This window comes from Veillonella sp. oral taxon 158, from assembly GCF_018376515.1.
GTDB lineage: Bacteria > Bacillota > Negativicutes > Veillonellales > Veillonellaceae > Veillonella > Veillonella rogosae.
Map to the genome: position 1 here is coordinate 227,065 of NZ_JAHABE010000002.1, position 15,766 is coordinate 242,830.

Genomic DNA, 15,766 nt, shown 5'->3' on the forward strand with positions numbered 1-15,766 from the left:
TCCTTTTTATTATAATTTATCAAATCCAATAATTTCATAATCATTTTGCTCCTTCCATTCCTTCAAAGTATAAAGAAAAGGTAAGGAGAACATTTCTAATATTTTTTCTTTTAAATTTTCTGACACCATAAATGCTTCCATATACTTATATTTGGAAGACAGCAAAATATCCTTATCCGAATTAGTATATGCCTCCAGCGAAAAACCTTTTTCATCTCTTCCTAAATCCGGGTAAACAATTTCATCCTCAATTTCCCAGCTAACTATTCTTACCAAATAATAGACTTCATTTGTCAATAGCTCGCCTTTTGTATTGACAATAATAACCTTACTCATACCAAAATCATGATCAAACCCATATTTTTTTATAAATTCCAAAAAACGCGCTGACATGATAAAGAAGTTGTAGCCATAAGGTAGAAAATCAAAAGTAACACCTCTTGCTTTCTTTAAGCAGACATAAACCTTTTCAGGCATTGGAGGAATTTCTTGCCCCTTTACGAACCAACTCCATGGAAAGTCAAAATCAGGATGCGTTTTTTTAGGGTTGAATTCCTCTGATATCCCTACTTCCCCTAAGGAAACCTTAGGCACTTTTCTTTTCGCTAACTCATCTAAACTTTGTGTGCTATATCCCCACACCATTAATTTCTTCATAATTTCCTCCTAATCTAATCGTTTGGGTGAGTTGGTAGATGAACATCCTCCAACAGATATGGACTTACTCAACCGTTTTTTCAAACTTTCTTGTAAATCTTGTACACGCTGTCGCGCTTGTGTCTGTAATCGCCCATGACGTGGTTGCGGTAGGCGAAACCGTGCAGTTTTTTACCGTCCCGTCCGTAAACGGCGGTAAAATCGCCGTAGCCGTCGTAGTCGTAGCGCACCAGTTCCTTACCATTGAAGGTGACGGAAGTGAGGCGGTGCGCCGCCGTCGAGAGAGGCGATTTAGTAGAGGTCGTCCTTACACAATTTAGATTCTAAATAGGGTTATCTTGTAGAAAGGTGTACCACATATCATCTATATCAGCACCATCAAATATATATTTATATCTACTTCCAAACATATATTCCTCAATAAATGAAGAGAAAGGAATACTTTTTCTACTATTAACATTAAATGTTACTTGATCATTGAGCCTATTTAAAAAAATTAGTTCATATAAAACTTGTCCTATTTCATAAGTATAATCTTGTAAATTTTTTGGTACTCTATATTGTCTATCCAATATCTCTTCTGTACTCCATAATTCTATATCTCCAAAAGAACCCCCATTACATAATAATAAAAATTGTTTATGTTCAGGTGCCAAAAATTGCTCTAGTTGTTCACTTATCCTATCCGCACCTTGAGGAATATTTCCGTATAAAGGAGCATCAGGCAAGTCAGACAAACAATTTCTATAATGTTTAATTATTTTAGATAAATTCATAACAATCTCCAATTATAAATGTGATTAATATCCTATAGAATACGGATTTTTATAGGAGTACCTACAGGTAAATTCCTTATTTGAGGCCAAATTTGTTGTGTGCCGATATGCCAGTTTGTAAAGGTATCAAGCATTTTTAAGTTAGATCGTGTATCAGGGCCTCCTAATCGTAATTCCCATACATGATCAGGTTGATTACACCGCCTCTTTGGTCGGCACTTTGAATCAGGTTGCCGACTTTGTCGTAGGCGTAGCAGCGGTTGAATACGGTACAACAAAGGTCGTCTAAAAGTTAGTTTCCAGACGACCTTGATGCTGACTAGTGATGAGGTTGTAAAGAGCAAACATTTCAGATGACCTCAAAGAAGGATTACAGTAAGTCTATTATAGGTAATTCAAGAATATCTTTCGTTGTTAACTCTCCAATTTTCTTTTCAGTAAAAGACAACTTCCTATTTTTCACTAATTTGTCATCATGGAACGCATATTCGTAGATTTTTCCATTTGTTTTATTATAGACATATCCATAATAATCATCCTGACCATCCTCATCTTCAACAAAATTCATAAAGAATACTTCATCGTCTTGCTTTAATCTCTCTATTACTGCACTGTATAAGTTTGGCACCTCATTTACTACAAAATCTGTACATTCTAAAACACTTTCCAGCAAAATTTCAGAAGTTAATTCCTGTGACTCCATCAACTCAACTCCTATCTTTCTAAACAGTCTACTTAGGCTTGCATCCATTTATCTATATTTCTTAATATCCTGTAAGGTAATTATACTATTTCTTAAATCATCTAAAAATAACAATTGAATTTCATATTCACGTTTTAAATTTTCGTCCTCTATTTTGCCATCTTCGGAGTATGGGAAATTCACTAAAGCATCTTTCCAGTTAATTACGTTTTCAGCACATGCAGCAAAGTAATAACTATCAGATGATTTTTGTTGTATACCTAGTAACATATTTCGAATCGAAGCTAATAATTCTATAGTTCCTTGTGTTTCTACCATATCATTTAATGGATCATCATCATTCCAATTTATATCTTCTATAGCTTTTTGAGAGATTCCAATATTTATTTGGGAGAAATCATACCAACCAGCTTTAATGATAGCATCACAGAGTTGGTAGTTCACATTTGAATTAGTTATTTTAGTCATATTTTCATTTATTTTTTTCTCAATGATCAGTGCATTACAGCACCAAGCTGCAAATTTACATTTCTTTTGTAGATCCATTTGATCTAAAATAGATTGTACTCTTTCAATATGCAATTCTATATTCATAATTTATTCTTTCATTATTCATATACACCGCGAGCATTGTCAACACTTGGTCATCGAAGTACTGGTTCTGTAATCTGAACGGTTGATGTACATTCCGATAGACGCGCTCATCCTTTTTCAGACGACCCCAGCCGGTATAGTTGCCGAACCACAGCAAATTACCATCTCTGTCTGTCATCTCGCGCGGGATACCGATTTGGTCGGTGTGGAAGTAGTGAGATTGTTGTCGGTTTTCTCCGTCTTCGTTGATGTGGTTTTGATAGGCGAAACCGCGTACGTACCGCACGTACCCTACGTCAGGAATGAAGGTTTTGTGTGGGCTACGGCTTGCTTGGGCTACTTTACAGTTGATAATTAAATTTAGAAAATTATGTCTAATACTCTATTTTTTAAAATAAATTCTTTTTTTAAATGTTCTAAAATATTATCTAACTCTTCCTTGCTTAAAATTTGGTTGGTCTTAGTAAATTTTGCTGTTTTCGCATATAGGGAAAAGTGAAACTCATTATTTGGAAAGAACATTTCTCCTTCAAATGAAATTTCATGTCCATTTAAAGAAACAATTAACATACCTCTTGAAATTTTTTCAATTACGAAATCATCCATAGTAATTACCTTTGAAATATAACAGTTGAAATCTTTGTTTTAGGAGCTATTATTACTATTTTTGTTATATTAGGATTGTTCTTCAAAGCGGGTAATTCTCTATTTTCCCATATATTTCCTGGTCGCAGATCTTTGCCAATAACGCCTGTTACAGTACCAGAAGCGCATGTTGCATACTCTGATGAAATATCTTCCCATGCTTTAATGCTTGCTTGGTTATTTTGATCCCACGTAGGCATGATAATTTTTCTAGCTTCAATTAACATTTCTAATGTTGTTCCTCCATTTAGAGGATCCTCCTCTTCTAAAAATTTTTCAAGATCTGAAAAGTTAATAACTTTTCCATTTAAGCAAAATTCATCACAATTCCTCAAGGAAGATACAGTAATCAATTCTGAATCAGATTCTATCTTGTGTTTTCTATCAAACTCTAATGAATAATTGGGATTGTTTAAAATAACATCATCAAAGTCAGCCTTTTTTTGACCCAATACAATTCCATCCAAAGAATTATTCAATATTTTCAACATAATATATATCCTTTCCTGTATTTGTCTATGTCAATTAGCTTCTCAGCCATCAGGAAAAACGACCTCTAGATAGAATGCCATTGCTAATGGTAATGAAACTGTTAAAGAATCGATAGCTCAGACGCCTTCAAAGAAGATTTAGATGTCGCTTAAAAAGTAGAAGCCGCGTGTATGTTACACACATACCCCATACCATAATTAAAAGTTTCATACAGGCTACATTTTGCTTTTTTTCATTCGAAAGAAAATTTTAACATTTTTGATAAGCGATTTATAAAATATAGAATTGCCAAATGTTCATCTTGGCAACAATATTCTTCGGTTCTCAATCCTCTTTCAGAATAGAATATATGCCATTTTTTATTTTCTTCAACAATACATAATGATTCATCATTTACTTCATTGATTGAGTAACTATCTTCTGGTACTCCTTTACTTTTAAGATATGAATTCAATTCATTAATTTTTAACATTTTCCTATTTTCACCTCTTCCAAATGCCCAGATTCTATATGATTTAACGGATTTTGGTAATTCATACTGTGTCCCTAATCCACTCTCTTCAAGCAACGGCATAATTTTACTTGCAGCTACATTATCAATTGGTTTCAGTACCCTATATATGGTATAAGGCTTTCGATTAGAACCAGGAGGTAACGCTCTCATAGGGTATGGTGTTCCTACTGAAGATATAGATTGTCTCCGCCTGAAAGCCCAATCGGGTCCTAATTCACAAACCGCCCGGCCTCAGGCTCGTAATAGCGCATCAGGTTGTAATGCAGTCCGGTCTCACGGTCGGTATATTGGTTTTGCAGGCGGAAGGGCTAGTATGCGCTATCCGTTACCTTGGTTTCCTCTTTCAGACGACTCCATGCGGTGTATTAGCCGTACCATAATAGATTGCCGTCCTTATCGGACATCTCACGCGGGATGCCGATTTGGTAGCAGTGGAAGTAATGGGTTTGTTGGCAGCTTTCGCCGTCTTCGTTGATGTGGTTTTGATAGGCGAAACCGCGTGCGTGCGTACTGCACATACCCTACGTAAGAACTGGAGGTTTTGTGTAGGCTACGGCTTGCTTTTTACACTTTTAAATTCCGGTGGTGAATTTTTTGAAACTCATCCGAAATAAAATCTCCAAATTCTGCAAATGATTCAATAGGTAAATTAAAAATTTCTGGTTTATAACGAATAAGCAGACTTAGGATATGATAATGACTTCTTGGTGTTTCACGTAATTCAATTCTCTCGAGTATTCTTTGTTTACCTTCCTCTTCATCTATTTTTTGTGCAATGGAAAAATCTGCATTGTGAGCCACTTCTAAAGCAGGATTAATGGAAGTAATTTCACTAGGGATTGGATCTTGGTAATCGGGATCTTGAGCAATTATCCGCCAGTCTGACTCTAGCTTTGATTCAAATAAGGTATGACAGTCTAAAACGGTTTTGAATAGAATTGGGTAATTTCCAGCATTTTTATAATCGAATAGCTCAACTGGACTTGAAGTAAACAAATCAAAAATCCCTACAGTGGCACCAAGCTTATTTTTAGCGATTATTCTACCATAACCGAATAATTTATCAGCTATTTTAAAGCAAAATAAATCACCATTCTTAAGATATCTATATAAAGTTTTGTTTTTTTCCCAATTAAATATTTTCATAATACTTTTCCTTTTCTATAGCATAGAATGTTAAATTATTGGAAGATTTTTACAACCATTTTTGAGAATATGGTCTCTTCCAGTAACCATTGCTTTCTATCTTTTGGCATCACGGGTCTTATTCTCAACAAACGAATGACATTTATTTCCTCTGGTTTTAGTTTTTTTAGGATTAAAATTACTTTTCTGACCTTTTTTAAGTTTTTTTCCTGTCAGTGTTCCTTGTTGTCGAATACAACCCTCCTCATATCCACGAGCAGTTTCGTAATCCAAATCGCTATATAATTCCACTAATTCTTCTACCCCAACTAATCTTCCTGATTTCCTGTGCTGTTTTGCACGCGTCTTTATATTATCCGTAATACCGATATAAAAAGATTTACTATCCCCTGGCCTATACAATCCATAAACAGAATATTTTTTTAATCCCAATGGATCTAACCAAATTTGAGCATTGCTAGTAAATTGATAAAAATTAGCTCCACCATCTAACCCAATCGGATTCTGATTCACAAACCGCCCGGCCTCTGGCTCGTAATACCGCATCAGGTTGTAATGCAGTCCGGTTTCTTCATCGAAGTATTGGTTTTGCAGGCTACGGCTTGCTTACTATCAAGAAAAGTTAATTATTCCACAGTTTCAGCAGCTTCTTTTAACCAAAATTGGATTGATTCGATAGGATTTAATTTTTTCGCACGAATAGTATTTGTATAATCGGGTGGTAATACTTCAACATTAATCATTATTTCTGAACGAGCTTGATTTAAGGAGAATATTCCCTTCATATCACACCGATGAAGTGCTTCCTCCATCACATTAATCCGGAAATTGAATTCTTTTTCATATTCCACTTTTGTTTTTAATGAGTGAATATCAATACGAGCTAAGAAAGCTTGCTTTACTTGATGGAAATATTGTGAACCAAACTCTAAGTAAGGACTATCTATCGAAGACCATTTAAAATCTGCAATATCGTAAGCATCCCAATTTTGAGCAATGCTTTGTTTTTTTAATGCTTCATATGACCAAGCACTCACAAAAGGAGCCAGTGCCTCACCTGTGGTACTTAACACAAAGAAGTAAAAAGTTTCATTTGTCGAATTGAACAAATCTATAGCCGCCTGACTTGTTGCCTCTTCGATTGTAGCAACTAACTTTTCAAATATATCATCAGAATAATTCATCCTGCTACCTCCTTAAGTATTACATTTTTTAATCTATCTCGTACCTTTTCATGAAATTTTCTATTATGCATTTCACTATGAGGGCGAGGATGACCAACAACGATCCTACACATTAGGCGCAAACTGATACAGATTTTCTCCGCCCGAAAGCCCAATCGGGTCCTGATTCACAAACCGCCTAGCCTCAGATTCGTAATACCGCATCAGGTTGTAATGCAGCCCGGTTTCTTCATCATAATACTGGTTTTGCAGTCTAAACGGTTGATGCACATTCTTGTAAACCCGCTCGTACTTTTTCAGACGATCCAAGGCGGTGTATTCTCCGTACCACAGAAGATTGCCATGGATGTCGGTCATCTCTTTCGGTATGCCGATTTGATCGTTGTGGAAGTAGTGAGATTGTTGTCGGTTTTCTCCGTCTTCGTTGATGTGGTTTTGATAGGCGAAACCGCGTACGTACCGTACGTACCCTATGTCAAGACTGAAGGTTTTGTGCGGGCTACGGCTTGCTATAACTTACTTACAGGATATTTCATGTTAGAGGTAGAAATTCCATCTTCAAATTATTACTCACAACTAATTCTTTAAATTTATCAGAAAAAGCCCAAATTAAATCATCATTTATATCTTTTGCACAAAACTCGAAGCCAGATATATTTTCAAAGAATATAGGTGGATAATCGATAAATTTCTCTCCATCTATTTCATAAAAATTTGATTTTTCCATATTTACCAATTCAGCAGTTAATTTAATTTTTCCAAGGAAAAATTTAAATTCATCATTCTTGATTCTAAGTTTAGCCGGAAAAAAATCTAATTCATTTTTTAATTTATCAGCCAATTTATTAATGAAAGTTTCAGAGAACAATAACATCTTAGGAATTGTTTGAATAAAATCTGTATTAGAAATATTTTTGGAGGTATATCCACTCTGAGCTATAAAAACTGCTTCATCTGTGTAATTACCTTTATTGTAATTAATAAATTCTACAATTTTTCTATCATCCTGTTTTAAGTCCACATACGCTTCTTCATTATCAACAGCAGAGTATATTTGATAAAGAGTCATCATTTTTTCCTTTCTTACTATTACTTTTAGAAATTGGTGCAGTACAAGTATATTTTTAAAATGTTTATTTAAAGAACGAACGTTTCAGACGGCCTTGATGCTGATCAATAATCGGATTATTAAAGAACCAATATTTCAGACAGTCTCAAAGAACGGATTAAGACTGTCTGAAAAACAGAAACCGCGTGCATAGCGCATACACCCTACGTCAGGATTGAAGATTTTGTGCGGGCTACGGCTTGCTAATAATTAAACATTCCTTTTTTTACTAATAGAAAGTCTTCTAAAGAAGATGATATTTTTTCTAAGGAGTCTTCACTCATTACTCCCATGCCGGCAGCAAAAATATTTTGATTTTTATTATCCATCAGAATGGCAACCCCTCCACCATTATCTCCAATCATAAGAAAATTCGGCAAATATTCTTTTACTTCATAGTCAATATTCCTTTGTTGGATATCCTCGGCTTCCAAAAGGGTTATCTCATCTCCAAATAATCCGTTGCTTAGTTCTAAAAATTGAAGATATGAAGGATATAAAATATGCCACTCTGAAGGTAACATTTTTATAGCTTGGCTAGTAGCAGGATTATTTAAAGTATATAAGGCTTCTAATTCATGTCTATTCATTTTAAAGTGCTCCTAGTTCTCTGAAATACGTGTAACTTTGACTTAGTGCTCGTTTAATAACCTTTTATATTTCGATATCTGCCGTACGGGTGGATATCCTGACTAATATTTCACTATCACTAGCGATATTTTTTTCTTGGGTCTTTAAAAGTTCCTATAAACTTCAAATCATTGTAAAGTTTACCTGGATTTTCCTCATAAAATGTTGCATTAGAATAGTAATATAAAGAATTACCTTCATTTATTCCTTTCTCTTTTGCTACTTTCACAATATCTTTTATAACTTTATTGGAGTGTGCCCCAACTTCTTCTGCTAACACTTCAACTGGCACAATTTCTCCATTATCTGTCTGGAATGCCACAAAATAATCGGAATCAATAAATGAAACTCCAAAATCTGCAAAAGCTGGACAATGAGAATCTGAGTCCTCCATTCCATCTGTATATCCATTAAACTCATCAGGTGTTTTAAAAGATGTCCCCATCCACACAGAAATCATATCTTTAGTTGTTGAATCAATCATATAAGATCCTCTCTTTGTTCATAAATAATAATAATTATATTTTAACATAATAGGGTATTAATCTATATTCCTCAACATCCCCCAACAGATTTTTTACCACCACGAGTAAACTTTTCAGCAAAATTCTTAATCCTCATGATGGCACCACGTTTAGTTTATGCTCCTTCCAATTTATCCGCCATTGAAACGGGGAACCATTCATGGAATCCTCCACCATTTCTCAAAGCATTTGGTATTGCATTCTTAGTATTTGGATCTGCCATAACTTTGCGAATATCTGAAACATTTGCACTATCAAACCAAGAATCAAAGCTACCTTTCCCCCATGGAGCTTTGGGAAGTCCCAGTGCATCGCCCCATATCTGGCTATTGAAAGCAAATAAGTATAGGTTATCTCCACCATCCAACCCAATCGGATCCTAATTAACAAACCGACCTGCATCAGGCTCATAATACATGAAGAGGTTGTAATGCAGCCCCGTCTCACAGTCGGCATACTGGTCCAGTTGCATACCTGTGCCAAGGGGTCGTAGCTGTCGTATTCGTAGCGAGACACCAGTCCGTCGGGCTGGCTGTGTTCGACCATGATGTGGTTTCGGTAGGCGAAACCGCACAGTTTTTTGCCGTCGCGTCCGTAAACGGTAGTGAAAAGTTGAATTGTTAAAGAACGAGAAAGGCCGTCTGAAAAGGTTTAGGATAGTGTTTTCAGACGGCATGGTGTTATTTTGTTAGATTTGCTAAATGATAAATATTTTTAAAATTAGTTATTCAAAATTTTTAAATTTCCTCTAGTTTTTCTTTCATCAAGTTTTCTAGCCAGTCTTCAAATTTTTCAAATTCAGTATCCTCTTCCCACTCTTCAGGAGGAATATCGGGGAAAAAAATACCAAAATTTTCATTTTCTTTTGTAAGAAGGAAACCAGCTTGCTCGCCAGTTCTTGGAATAGAAATTGTAATTAAGATATTAGGGAATAAATTACAATCAGTTCCTTCAAAAACTTGTTGTGACCAATCATAAAGTTCGTTAGGAGCTAAAAAATCGAATCCAGGTAGTAACCCATCTTGAAACAAAGTACAAGATCCTACTGTTAAAAGAAATTCTCTATATATATTAGGAAATTTGACTTTATATTTTTTCTCAAAATCATTTATCTCATTTAAAGAAACATCATATCTTTTTTTGAAAATAAAATTTGACTTTCCATAATTAATTAAGTTTCCATTACTAGATTTGATTAAATCTTGTATATCCACAAGAATTTTTTTGAAATTATCCATAAATTAATATCCTTCATTCAATTTTTATATCTATTATCTAGGAATAATCTGGTTAATTAAAACTGAAGATTTTGTGCGGGCTACAGCTTGCTGGTTTTTAACTATATTTCAACAATTTTTCTTCATGTAATGCTTGAATTTGTTTCAAAATAATCTCGTTCATTTGTTTTTCTAATAAATCATTAGTAGAATTGCAGATGATTTTAACAACAGAAGCTGCAGATAATAGTCCTAACCTCATAAAGTATTCAAGTTCAAGGTCATCATCTTCAATTGATTCCTTCACATTTTCCATTCCTTCTTCAACAAAATATAGTGATAGGTGTCGTGCAAAATAATTATCTAATCCTTCTTGAGCACCTTTTTGGCTTTTATACTCGGTTACAGACTTTAGTAATTCAAAAGATTGCTTTTTCTGATCACTAGAAATAATAGGAGACTCATTCAAAAGACCAAGTATATATTCTACATCTCCCCATATTTCAAAATCCTCTTCAAATTTCATTTGCAAAATAGCAGGAATAATGATTTTGAAAGGTTCATATATCTTATTGACAAATAAACTACTAATTAAGTCGGTAAGCGCTTCTCTACTCTTAGAATTATTAAAAGAAAATTTCTTTTGAAGAATAGCAATCTTCTTTTTCTGATTTTTTGTAACACAAAATTCAGCAATTTTATTAAAGTCTATATTCATAGTTTTAAGTCCTCCATATATTGGTTAGATTATCTTGAACTATACTTGAACACCATCAGACAAATGCGATAATGCTGCTTTTATAGATTTAGGTGCTGCTTACTCTAAATATTTCATTAGGTAATTTGAACAAAGACATTACCTTCTGAACAATTTTCATTACAGAAAAAATAATAAAACTCATCTCCAAAATCTTGCTGGAACATATTATCTATCTCTCCTGCATATATTTGAAATTGAAATGACATATTTGATTTCTGAATAGGATCTTGTAGCCAGTATGGTACCTCATCATGAGACTCACTGATTAAAAGTTTTTTACTAGGTTCGATACAGCTTATTTTTTTTACTTTTGAATAACGATTATCACTTAAAATTACACAAGAACTTTTATTTGGCTCTGGATTTTTATCGCTCAAATCATATATATGTTGGTCATCTTCATGATCGTAAGTGATAAAAATATTACAATACAAGTTAATATCTAGTTTTTTATTTAATAAATTTGCAGGAAGACCTATAAAGAACAGCATAGGGTTTCCATTATAATCTACAGGCCAACTAACTTCTTTCTCTAAAAGAGCTGGGCCAAACATTCGAAAATCAAATTTATCTGCAAATTCATCTATGATTTTTAATTCACCTAACATTTTAGTAGCTCCTAAAATTTAATACCCTAAAGATTTTAAATATCGCTGAGCCTGTTTTCTCATTTTTATGGATAGAATTTGAATTATCCCGACCTTGATGGCGTTCATGAGACGCAGCGATGCTAGGGTTTTCACTTAATCGTTTACTTGCGGAGTCTCCCCCATCAATTCTAACATCTTATTTCTAATAAATTCATGTGCTTGATTACCTCTTCCTTTCAATTTGCCATATGTACCTAAAGTACCTTCCGCAGCAAGACCAAGGGGATCAATCCACTCTTTCACCCTACTCAAATCATTCCAAATGGTAAGCTCTCCAACCTTATTGGGGAAAGAACATATTAAACAACTCACTATTAAAATAATTCTTTTCTACCTCAAAACGAGAATAATCTAATTTTAAAGCTTCCAGATTATCAATAACTATTTGCAACATTTTGTTTCTTAAATCCCTATATTTAAAACCATGATTGATGCTATCTCTATACATTTATACTTTGTTAATACACATCCCATTTTCACCACAGTAGATTTAAGTCCTTCATAGGATATCCACCGCCACTTGAGTTTCCACCTCTATCTTTTTTACTACTGTGAATTCGTACTAAATTAGGAAACTCTATAATTTTCCCATCCTGTCCTTTCATTCCACACGTTTAGACATTTGTAGCATTTGGCATTTGAGAAGTAGGTTTTCTTTTTGCAACTAATCTACCCTCAAGAGAATTCATATCAACCATCCTTTCCCAACCTTCTTGAGTCTTCACAATAGAAGAAGGAAGATTAAAAGGAAGTAGTGGGCTTGTTGGACGCCTTCTCCGTCTTCGGTTATCCGATCGCGAACCTGTGCTAAAGGATCGTAGGAATCCAGATTGGTGTAGATATAGATATATCTGCCGTCCAGTTGGATTTCTTGCAGTAAATGGCTGCCGTCCGAAACGAATCCAGCTTTCTCTTCGAGGCTGTCTGAGAAGCAGAAGTCGCGTGCGTGCGTTCCATTCGCACTCTACATCGGAATTGTAGATTTCATTGGCTACAGATTGCTCATTTATAGAGACTGTATTACTTCTATATATCTGTTTGTTTTTTTATCCAAAAAAATGTACAAATAAGTAGTATCATGCTTCAACTTCGATATATCTAACTGCCCTAGAAACATTGCGGGAATATTATCAACGATAGGCCAATCAGGCTCCTGTAACCATTTAGGATGTTTATCCATGCAAATGAAATGTTCCTTAACGATCTTTTTAAAAGTGGTCACCGTCTTAGGTTTGTACTTGTCATACAAGGAATTTAAATAACCCATATCAGCTGGTATCCAGTTAGGAATAGCCTCCAAAATCAAATCAAAATTTTTTTCTGTCGTTGAATTCGAAGAGTACGGGATATGCTTGTAATCTAAAATTTCCCTGAAAATATCCATCAAATTTAACTTTGCATCAAGAGATGTCAAATCCTGACTAATTAAATATTCATAAGTGGAATTACTATTCATATAAGGTTTAGCTTTAGTATTTTCCAACAGAGAAATTAATTCTTGATTGGAATACAACGCCATTTCCAATTCTTCAGTTGATAATTTTTCTTCCACAAAATTCTTTAAAATTTCTATTGCTTTCATGGTTAATCTCCTAGATTTCTATAAGGGGCAAGCATTGCATATTGTTCTCTAGTTACTTCTCTCAAATTAAAAGGACTATGCCTATCCTTCTGCCCAAGGCGTCGTAGGTGTAGGACCAAGTTTCTTTTGTGCCGTTTTTTTGAAGATTTTGGCTTTAACCAGTTGGTCATGCAGATCGTAGAAATAGTTCTGCACTTCGCCGTCAGTATGGGTTTTCAGACGACCTCGAAAAAGGATTGAGGTCGTCTGAAAATAGAAATCGCGTACACAACCTACGTTGGGATTGGAGGTTTTGTACGGACTGCGGCTTGCTTATTAATTATTCCTTAATATTATTGGTAAAGAAATCAAATGACGAAGCAATTGTCGTTATAAATCCATCAGGATATAAAACACAAAGAGAGTTATCCTCTGGATTAAAACATAAAAATCCTGAATCTTGTAGACCTATTGCAAACATATTTTTAACTATCTTTTCATTAAAATAATCTGGTTCTTTAAAGTCTATAATTATTTCATTAATAATATTTAATGGAATTTGATAATTTGGGCCATCTGAAAATGTATCTTCAAAAAGAGTTTCTTTACTCCATAAGTCATAAAACAATGCTTCATCAAAATTTATATTATCCACTGAATTATATAATATTTGAGAAAGCCCATTTTTATATTTATCAAGGAATTCTAAATAAGATGTTGGGAGTTTATATTGTTTAAAGATTTCTTTCATAATATAGTCCTTTAGTAAAAAATAATAGAAATTATCCACATTCTTCTTCTGCATATTTCTCTTGTTATTTTAAATAGCTTTCTGCACGTTTCTTCCAGTGTTCTTTGCCTTCTACCTGATGTAACTGTATACTTTTCCCATCAGTACCTTTAGCAGCAGCTTCATCTTTATACATCTTGCATATGTCTGATTTTGCCCAATCAATAATTCTATCGTCTTGATAAACGGATCTACCATATACTGGGCTAATTGTTTTATCTTTATTTTTTAGCATGTTGCGAAGCTATCGGCTTCTTAGACCTAATTCGTCCAACCAATTTAGGGGATTCGGTGCAAAAAAATAAAGATTATCCCCGCCCAAAAGCTTGATCGGATCCTGGTTCACAAACCGCCCCACATCAGGCTCATAGTACCTAAAGAAGTTATAATACAGCCCCGGCTCATGGTCAGCATATTGGTTCTACAAGCGGAAGGGCTGGTATGCACTATCCGTTACTCGGGTTTCCTCTTTCAGACGACTTCTATGTTAACTACTAATGAGATTGTTAAAGAATAAATGTTTCAGACGACCTCAAAGAAGGTATTAAGGTCATCTGAAAAACAGAAACCGCATGCGTACCGCACGCACTCCATGTCAGGACTGAAGATTTTCTCCGGGCTACGGCTTGCGCGTTCCCTATCTGTGAGTTTTGAGAACTATATAGGCTACGGCTTGTTGCTAATGAAAGAAGTATTATTGATGAATTAAGAATGTTGCCAAAATCCAGCTACTACATCAATATTATCTTTATTCTCTTTGTAATATATATACAATGCCCCATAATTAAAAGGGTAATTACCATTAAGAAGATTATCTGGGTAATAATCTTCATCTATACTCATCAAGTACAAATATCCGTTTTCTTCTAAATTTTTATAATAATATTCTTCTTCTTGAATCAGTTGCAATTCTCCTCCTACTGTTACTAAACCAGATAAATCATCACTATTTGCTTTCCTATACGGTTCAAAATAAATTCTATTTAAGTCCATATTTGTAAATGAAGTAATTTCACTTTCCTCAGATTTTGGATGAGTAAAAACTTTTATTGCACAATTAGGATAAATATTATTATCAAGCATAATATCATGATTTTTAGGCAAGAAAATAGATAAGACAAAATTAGTTTTTAATGGATGTTCAAAACATCCATAAAACATCATTTCTGAAATACAATCTTGTTTATCATCAAAATATTTAGGAATATTTCCTCCTATTCGATTAAGGCTAGTTTCCTTAATCTCGTTCAAAATAACTTTTTCTTGAATAGCTTTAATCATTTTTATTTCCCATCCTCTTCTTAACAAGCCTATATAGATTCCATATCTAGTTAAATTTGTATTTAACTCAATGTTATCCATTGCCGATTGTACTTTCAATTTTTTAGGATCAAATAAATTAGCATTTTGTAATAACTCATGCGCTGATAATTTATCATTCTTATGTCGAGGATCTTTATAACCCGCAATACCAAACTCTGGCAACAACCCCAGCCGGTGTATTCGCCGTACCATAAGAGATTACCATGGATATCGTTCATCTCTCTTGAGATGCCGAACAGGTCGTAGCCGTAGCGGCGGTTAAGTACGGTACAAAAAAGATCGTCTGAAAATATCGAATCTTACTTTTTGGTTTTTTTCTTAGGATTTATTTCTTCTTTACGTTGCTTATAAAATTGCCAATATTTTTTGTCTTCCATAGAGAAAGGTGTGTAACGTAGCTCATTATAAGTTAGGTCAAAATATTTATAGGCATTTTCCATATCACCTAGTTCGTAATAGATAATACCTGCCCATAGAAATGTACTGCCATCA

Annotated in this window: 24 protein-coding genes and 1 pseudogene; 1 reads left to right on the forward strand and 24 read right to left on the reverse strand. The window is 34.3% G+C overall.

Features of this window, described 5'->3' with window-relative positions:
* Positions 1 to 9: 9 nt before the first annotated feature.
* On the reverse strand, positions 10 to 657 hold the full coding sequence (locus KH364_RS02245; protein WP_273298341.1) for an Imm43 family immunity protein: 648 nt from the start codon (positions 655 to 657) through the stop codon (positions 10 to 12).
* Positions 658 to 818: 161 nt separating this feature from the next.
* Here KH364_RS02245 and KH364_RS02250 point away from each other — a divergent pair, with 161 nt between their 5' ends.
* Positions 819 to 977, forward strand: a complete 159-nt coding sequence (locus KH364_RS02250; protein WP_273298343.1) for a hypothetical protein — start codon at positions 819 to 821, stop codon at positions 975 to 977.
* Between the two features lie 3 nt (positions 978 to 980).
* Here the strand turns inward: KH364_RS02250 and KH364_RS02255 are convergent, their stop codons facing one another.
* From KH364_RS02255 to KH364_RS02365, 23 genes and pseudogenes are all read right to left on the reverse strand, one after another.
* Positions 981 to 1,433 (reverse strand): hypothetical protein, encoded by a 453-nt coding sequence (locus KH364_RS02255; RefSeq protein WP_273298345.1) that lies wholly within the window; start codon positions 1,431 to 1,433, stop codon positions 981 to 983.
* 370 nt (positions 1,434 to 1,803) lie between these two features.
* Positions 1,804 to 2,136, reverse strand: a complete 333-nt coding sequence (locus KH364_RS02260) for a hypothetical protein (RefSeq protein WP_273298346.1) — start codon at positions 2,134 to 2,136, stop codon at positions 1,804 to 1,806.
* A 48-nt stretch (positions 2,137 to 2,184) separates the two neighbouring features.
* Positions 2,185 to 2,730: a cation:proton antiporter gene (locus KH364_RS02265; protein WP_273298348.1), complete on the reverse strand. Its 546-nt coding sequence runs from the start codon at positions 2,728 to 2,730 to the stop codon at positions 2,185 to 2,187.
* A 360-nt stretch (positions 2,731 to 3,090) separates the two neighbouring features.
* Positions 3,091 to 3,336, reverse strand: coding sequence for a hypothetical protein (locus KH364_RS02270; RefSeq protein ID WP_004694811.1), 246 nt, complete (start codon positions 3,334 to 3,336; stop codon positions 3,091 to 3,093).
* A gap of 5 nt (positions 3,337 to 3,341) precedes the next feature.
* Positions 3,342 to 3,866 carry a hypothetical protein gene (locus tag KH364_RS02275; protein ID WP_273298353.1) on the reverse strand — a complete coding sequence of 175 codons (525 nt, stop codon included), beginning with the start codon at positions 3,864 to 3,866 and terminating at the stop codon, positions 3,342 to 3,344.
* A gap of 233 nt (positions 3,867 to 4,099) precedes the next feature.
* Positions 4,100 to 4,558 (reverse strand): TNT domain-containing protein, encoded by a 459-nt coding sequence (locus KH364_RS02280; protein ID WP_273298386.1) that lies wholly within the window; start codon positions 4,556 to 4,558, stop codon positions 4,100 to 4,102.
* A gap of 387 nt (positions 4,559 to 4,945) precedes the next feature.
* Positions 4,946 to 5,527: an Imm26 family immunity protein gene (locus KH364_RS02285; protein ID WP_273298354.1), complete on the reverse strand. Its 582-nt coding sequence runs from the start codon at positions 5,525 to 5,527 to the stop codon at positions 4,946 to 4,948.
* 96 nt (positions 5,528 to 5,623) lie between these two features.
* Positions 5,624 to 6,121: an RHS repeat-associated core domain-containing protein gene (locus KH364_RS02290; RefSeq protein ID WP_273298388.1), complete on the reverse strand. Its 498-nt coding sequence runs from the start codon at positions 6,119 to 6,121 to the stop codon at positions 5,624 to 5,626.
* A 32-nt stretch (positions 6,122 to 6,153) separates the two neighbouring features.
* Complete coding sequence (locus KH364_RS02295) at positions 6,154 to 6,711, reverse strand: DUF4303 domain-containing protein (protein WP_273298356.1); 558 nt, start codon at positions 6,709 to 6,711, stop codon at positions 6,154 to 6,156.
* Positions 6,712 to 7,243: 532 nt separating this feature from the next.
* Positions 7,244 to 7,783: a hypothetical protein gene (locus KH364_RS02300; protein WP_242013256.1), complete on the reverse strand. Its 540-nt coding sequence runs from the start codon at positions 7,781 to 7,783 to the stop codon at positions 7,244 to 7,246.
* A gap of 239 nt (positions 7,784 to 8,022) precedes the next feature.
* The gene (locus tag KH364_RS02305) at positions 8,023 to 8,409 is read right to left on the reverse strand and encodes an SMI1/KNR4 family protein (protein WP_273298359.1); all 387 of its coding nucleotides are present in this window, start codon (positions 8,407 to 8,409) and stop codon (positions 8,023 to 8,025) included.
* Between the two features lie 119 nt (positions 8,410 to 8,528).
* Positions 8,529 to 8,933, reverse strand: coding sequence for an immunity 22 family protein (locus KH364_RS02310; RefSeq protein WP_273298361.1), 405 nt, complete (start codon positions 8,931 to 8,933; stop codon positions 8,529 to 8,531).
* Between the two features lie 155 nt (positions 8,934 to 9,088).
* Positions 9,089 to 9,340: a hypothetical protein gene (locus tag KH364_RS02315; RefSeq protein WP_273298362.1), complete on the reverse strand. Its 252-nt coding sequence runs from the start codon at positions 9,338 to 9,340 to the stop codon at positions 9,089 to 9,091.
* 370 nt (positions 9,341 to 9,710) lie between these two features.
* Complete coding sequence (locus KH364_RS02320; RefSeq protein ID WP_273298363.1) at positions 9,711 to 10,211, reverse strand: SMI1/KNR4 family protein; 501 nt, start codon at positions 10,209 to 10,211, stop codon at positions 9,711 to 9,713.
* Between the two features lie 97 nt (positions 10,212 to 10,308).
* The gene (locus tag KH364_RS02325; protein WP_273298364.1) at positions 10,309 to 10,908 is read right to left on the reverse strand and encodes a hypothetical protein; all 600 of its coding nucleotides are present in this window, start codon (positions 10,906 to 10,908) and stop codon (positions 10,309 to 10,311) included.
* Positions 10,909 to 11,024: 116 nt separating this feature from the next.
* On the reverse strand, positions 11,025 to 11,558 hold the full coding sequence (locus tag KH364_RS02330; protein ID WP_273298365.1) for a hypothetical protein: 534 nt from the start codon (positions 11,556 to 11,558) through the stop codon (positions 11,025 to 11,027).
* Positions 11,559 to 11,693: 135 nt separating this feature from the next.
* The gene (locus KH364_RS02335) at positions 11,694 to 11,843 is read right to left on the reverse strand and encodes a hypothetical protein (RefSeq protein WP_273298366.1); all 150 of its coding nucleotides are present in this window, start codon (positions 11,841 to 11,843) and stop codon (positions 11,694 to 11,696) included.
* 763 nt (positions 11,844 to 12,606) lie between these two features.
* Entirely contained in the window at positions 12,607 to 13,182 is a 576-nt protein-coding gene (locus KH364_RS02340) for a hypothetical protein (RefSeq protein ID WP_273298367.1), read from the reverse strand.
* Positions 13,183 to 13,184: 2 nt separating this feature from the next.
* On the reverse strand, positions 13,185 to 13,352 hold the full coding sequence (locus KH364_RS02345; protein WP_273298369.1) for a hypothetical protein: 168 nt from the start codon (positions 13,350 to 13,352) through the stop codon (positions 13,185 to 13,187).
* Positions 13,353 to 13,501: 149 nt separating this feature from the next.
* Positions 13,502 to 13,912, reverse strand: coding sequence for a hypothetical protein (locus tag KH364_RS02350; RefSeq protein ID WP_273298371.1), 411 nt, complete (start codon positions 13,910 to 13,912; stop codon positions 13,502 to 13,504).
* A gap of 64 nt (positions 13,913 to 13,976) precedes the next feature.
* Positions 13,977 to 14,186 carry a hypothetical protein gene (locus KH364_RS02355; protein WP_273298373.1) on the reverse strand — a complete coding sequence of 70 codons (210 nt, stop codon included), beginning with the start codon at positions 14,184 to 14,186 and terminating at the stop codon, positions 13,977 to 13,979.
* Between the two features lie 470 nt (positions 14,187 to 14,656).
* Positions 14,657 to 15,436, reverse strand: coding sequence for a hypothetical protein (locus tag KH364_RS02360; protein ID WP_245875962.1), 780 nt, complete (start codon positions 15,434 to 15,436; stop codon positions 14,657 to 14,659).
* A 137-nt stretch (positions 15,437 to 15,573) separates the two neighbouring features.
* A pseudogene (locus KH364_RS02365) lies at positions 15,574 to 15,766 on the reverse strand (tetratricopeptide repeat protein); the annotation flags it as partial.

Excerpts from the sequence above, each read along its gene's own strand:
- KH364_RS02245 (WP_273298341.1), bottom strand. The coding sequence starts at position 657 with ATGAAGAAATTAATGGTGTGGGGATATAGCACACAAAGTTTAGATGAG.
- KH364_RS02255 (WP_273298345.1), bottom strand. The coding sequence starts at position 1,433 with ATGAATTTATCTAAAATAATTAAACATTATAGAAATTGTTTGTCTGAC.
- KH364_RS02260 (WP_273298346.1), bottom strand. The coding sequence starts at position 2,136 with ATGGAGTCACAGGAATTAACTTCTGAAATTTTGCTGGAAAGTGTTTTA.
- KH364_RS02265 (WP_273298348.1), bottom strand. The coding sequence starts at position 2,730 with ATGAATATAGAATTGCATATTGAAAGAGTACAATCTATTTTAGATCAA.
- KH364_RS02270 (WP_004694811.1), bottom strand. The coding sequence starts at position 3,336 with ATGGATGATTTCGTAATTGAAAAAATTTCAAGAGGTATGTTAATTGTT.
- KH364_RS02275 (WP_273298353.1), bottom strand. The coding sequence starts at position 3,866 with ATGTTGAAAATATTGAATAATTCTTTGGATGGAATTGTATTGGGTCAA.
- KH364_RS02285 (WP_273298354.1), bottom strand. The coding sequence starts at position 5,527 with ATGAAAATATTTAATTGGGAAAAAAACAAAACTTTATATAGATATCTT.
- KH364_RS02295 (WP_273298356.1), bottom strand. The coding sequence starts at position 6,711 with ATGAATTATTCTGATGATATATTTGAAAAGTTAGTTGCTACAATCGAA.
- KH364_RS02300 (WP_242013256.1), bottom strand. The coding sequence starts at position 7,783 with ATGATGACTCTTTATCAAATATACTCTGCTGTTGATAATGAAGAAGCG.
- KH364_RS02305 (WP_273298359.1), bottom strand. The coding sequence starts at position 8,409 with ATGAATAGACATGAATTAGAAGCCTTATATACTTTAAATAATCCTGCT.
- KH364_RS02310 (WP_273298361.1), bottom strand. The coding sequence starts at position 8,933 with ATGATTGATTCAACAACTAAAGATATGATTTCTGTGTGGATGGGGACA.
- KH364_RS02320 (WP_273298363.1), bottom strand. The coding sequence starts at position 10,211 with ATGGATAATTTCAAAAAAATTCTTGTGGATATACAAGATTTAATCAAA.
- KH364_RS02325 (WP_273298364.1), bottom strand. The coding sequence starts at position 10,908 with ATGAATATAGACTTTAATAAAATTGCTGAATTTTGTGTTACAAAAAAT.
- KH364_RS02330 (WP_273298365.1), bottom strand. The coding sequence starts at position 11,558 with ATGTTAGGTGAATTAAAAATCATAGATGAATTTGCAGATAAATTTGAT.
- KH364_RS02340 (WP_273298367.1), bottom strand. The coding sequence starts at position 13,182 with ATGAAAGCAATAGAAATTTTAAAGAATTTTGTGGAAGAAAAATTATCA.
- KH364_RS02345 (WP_273298369.1), bottom strand. The coding sequence starts at position 13,352 with ATGACCAACTGGTTAAAGCCAAAATCTTCAAAAAAACGGCACAAAAGA.
- KH364_RS02350 (WP_273298371.1), bottom strand. The coding sequence starts at position 13,912 with ATGAAAGAAATCTTTAAACAATATAAACTCCCAACATCTTATTTAGAA.
- KH364_RS02355 (WP_273298373.1), bottom strand. The coding sequence starts at position 14,186 with ATGCTAAAAAATAAAGATAAAACAATTAGCCCAGTATATGGTAGATCC.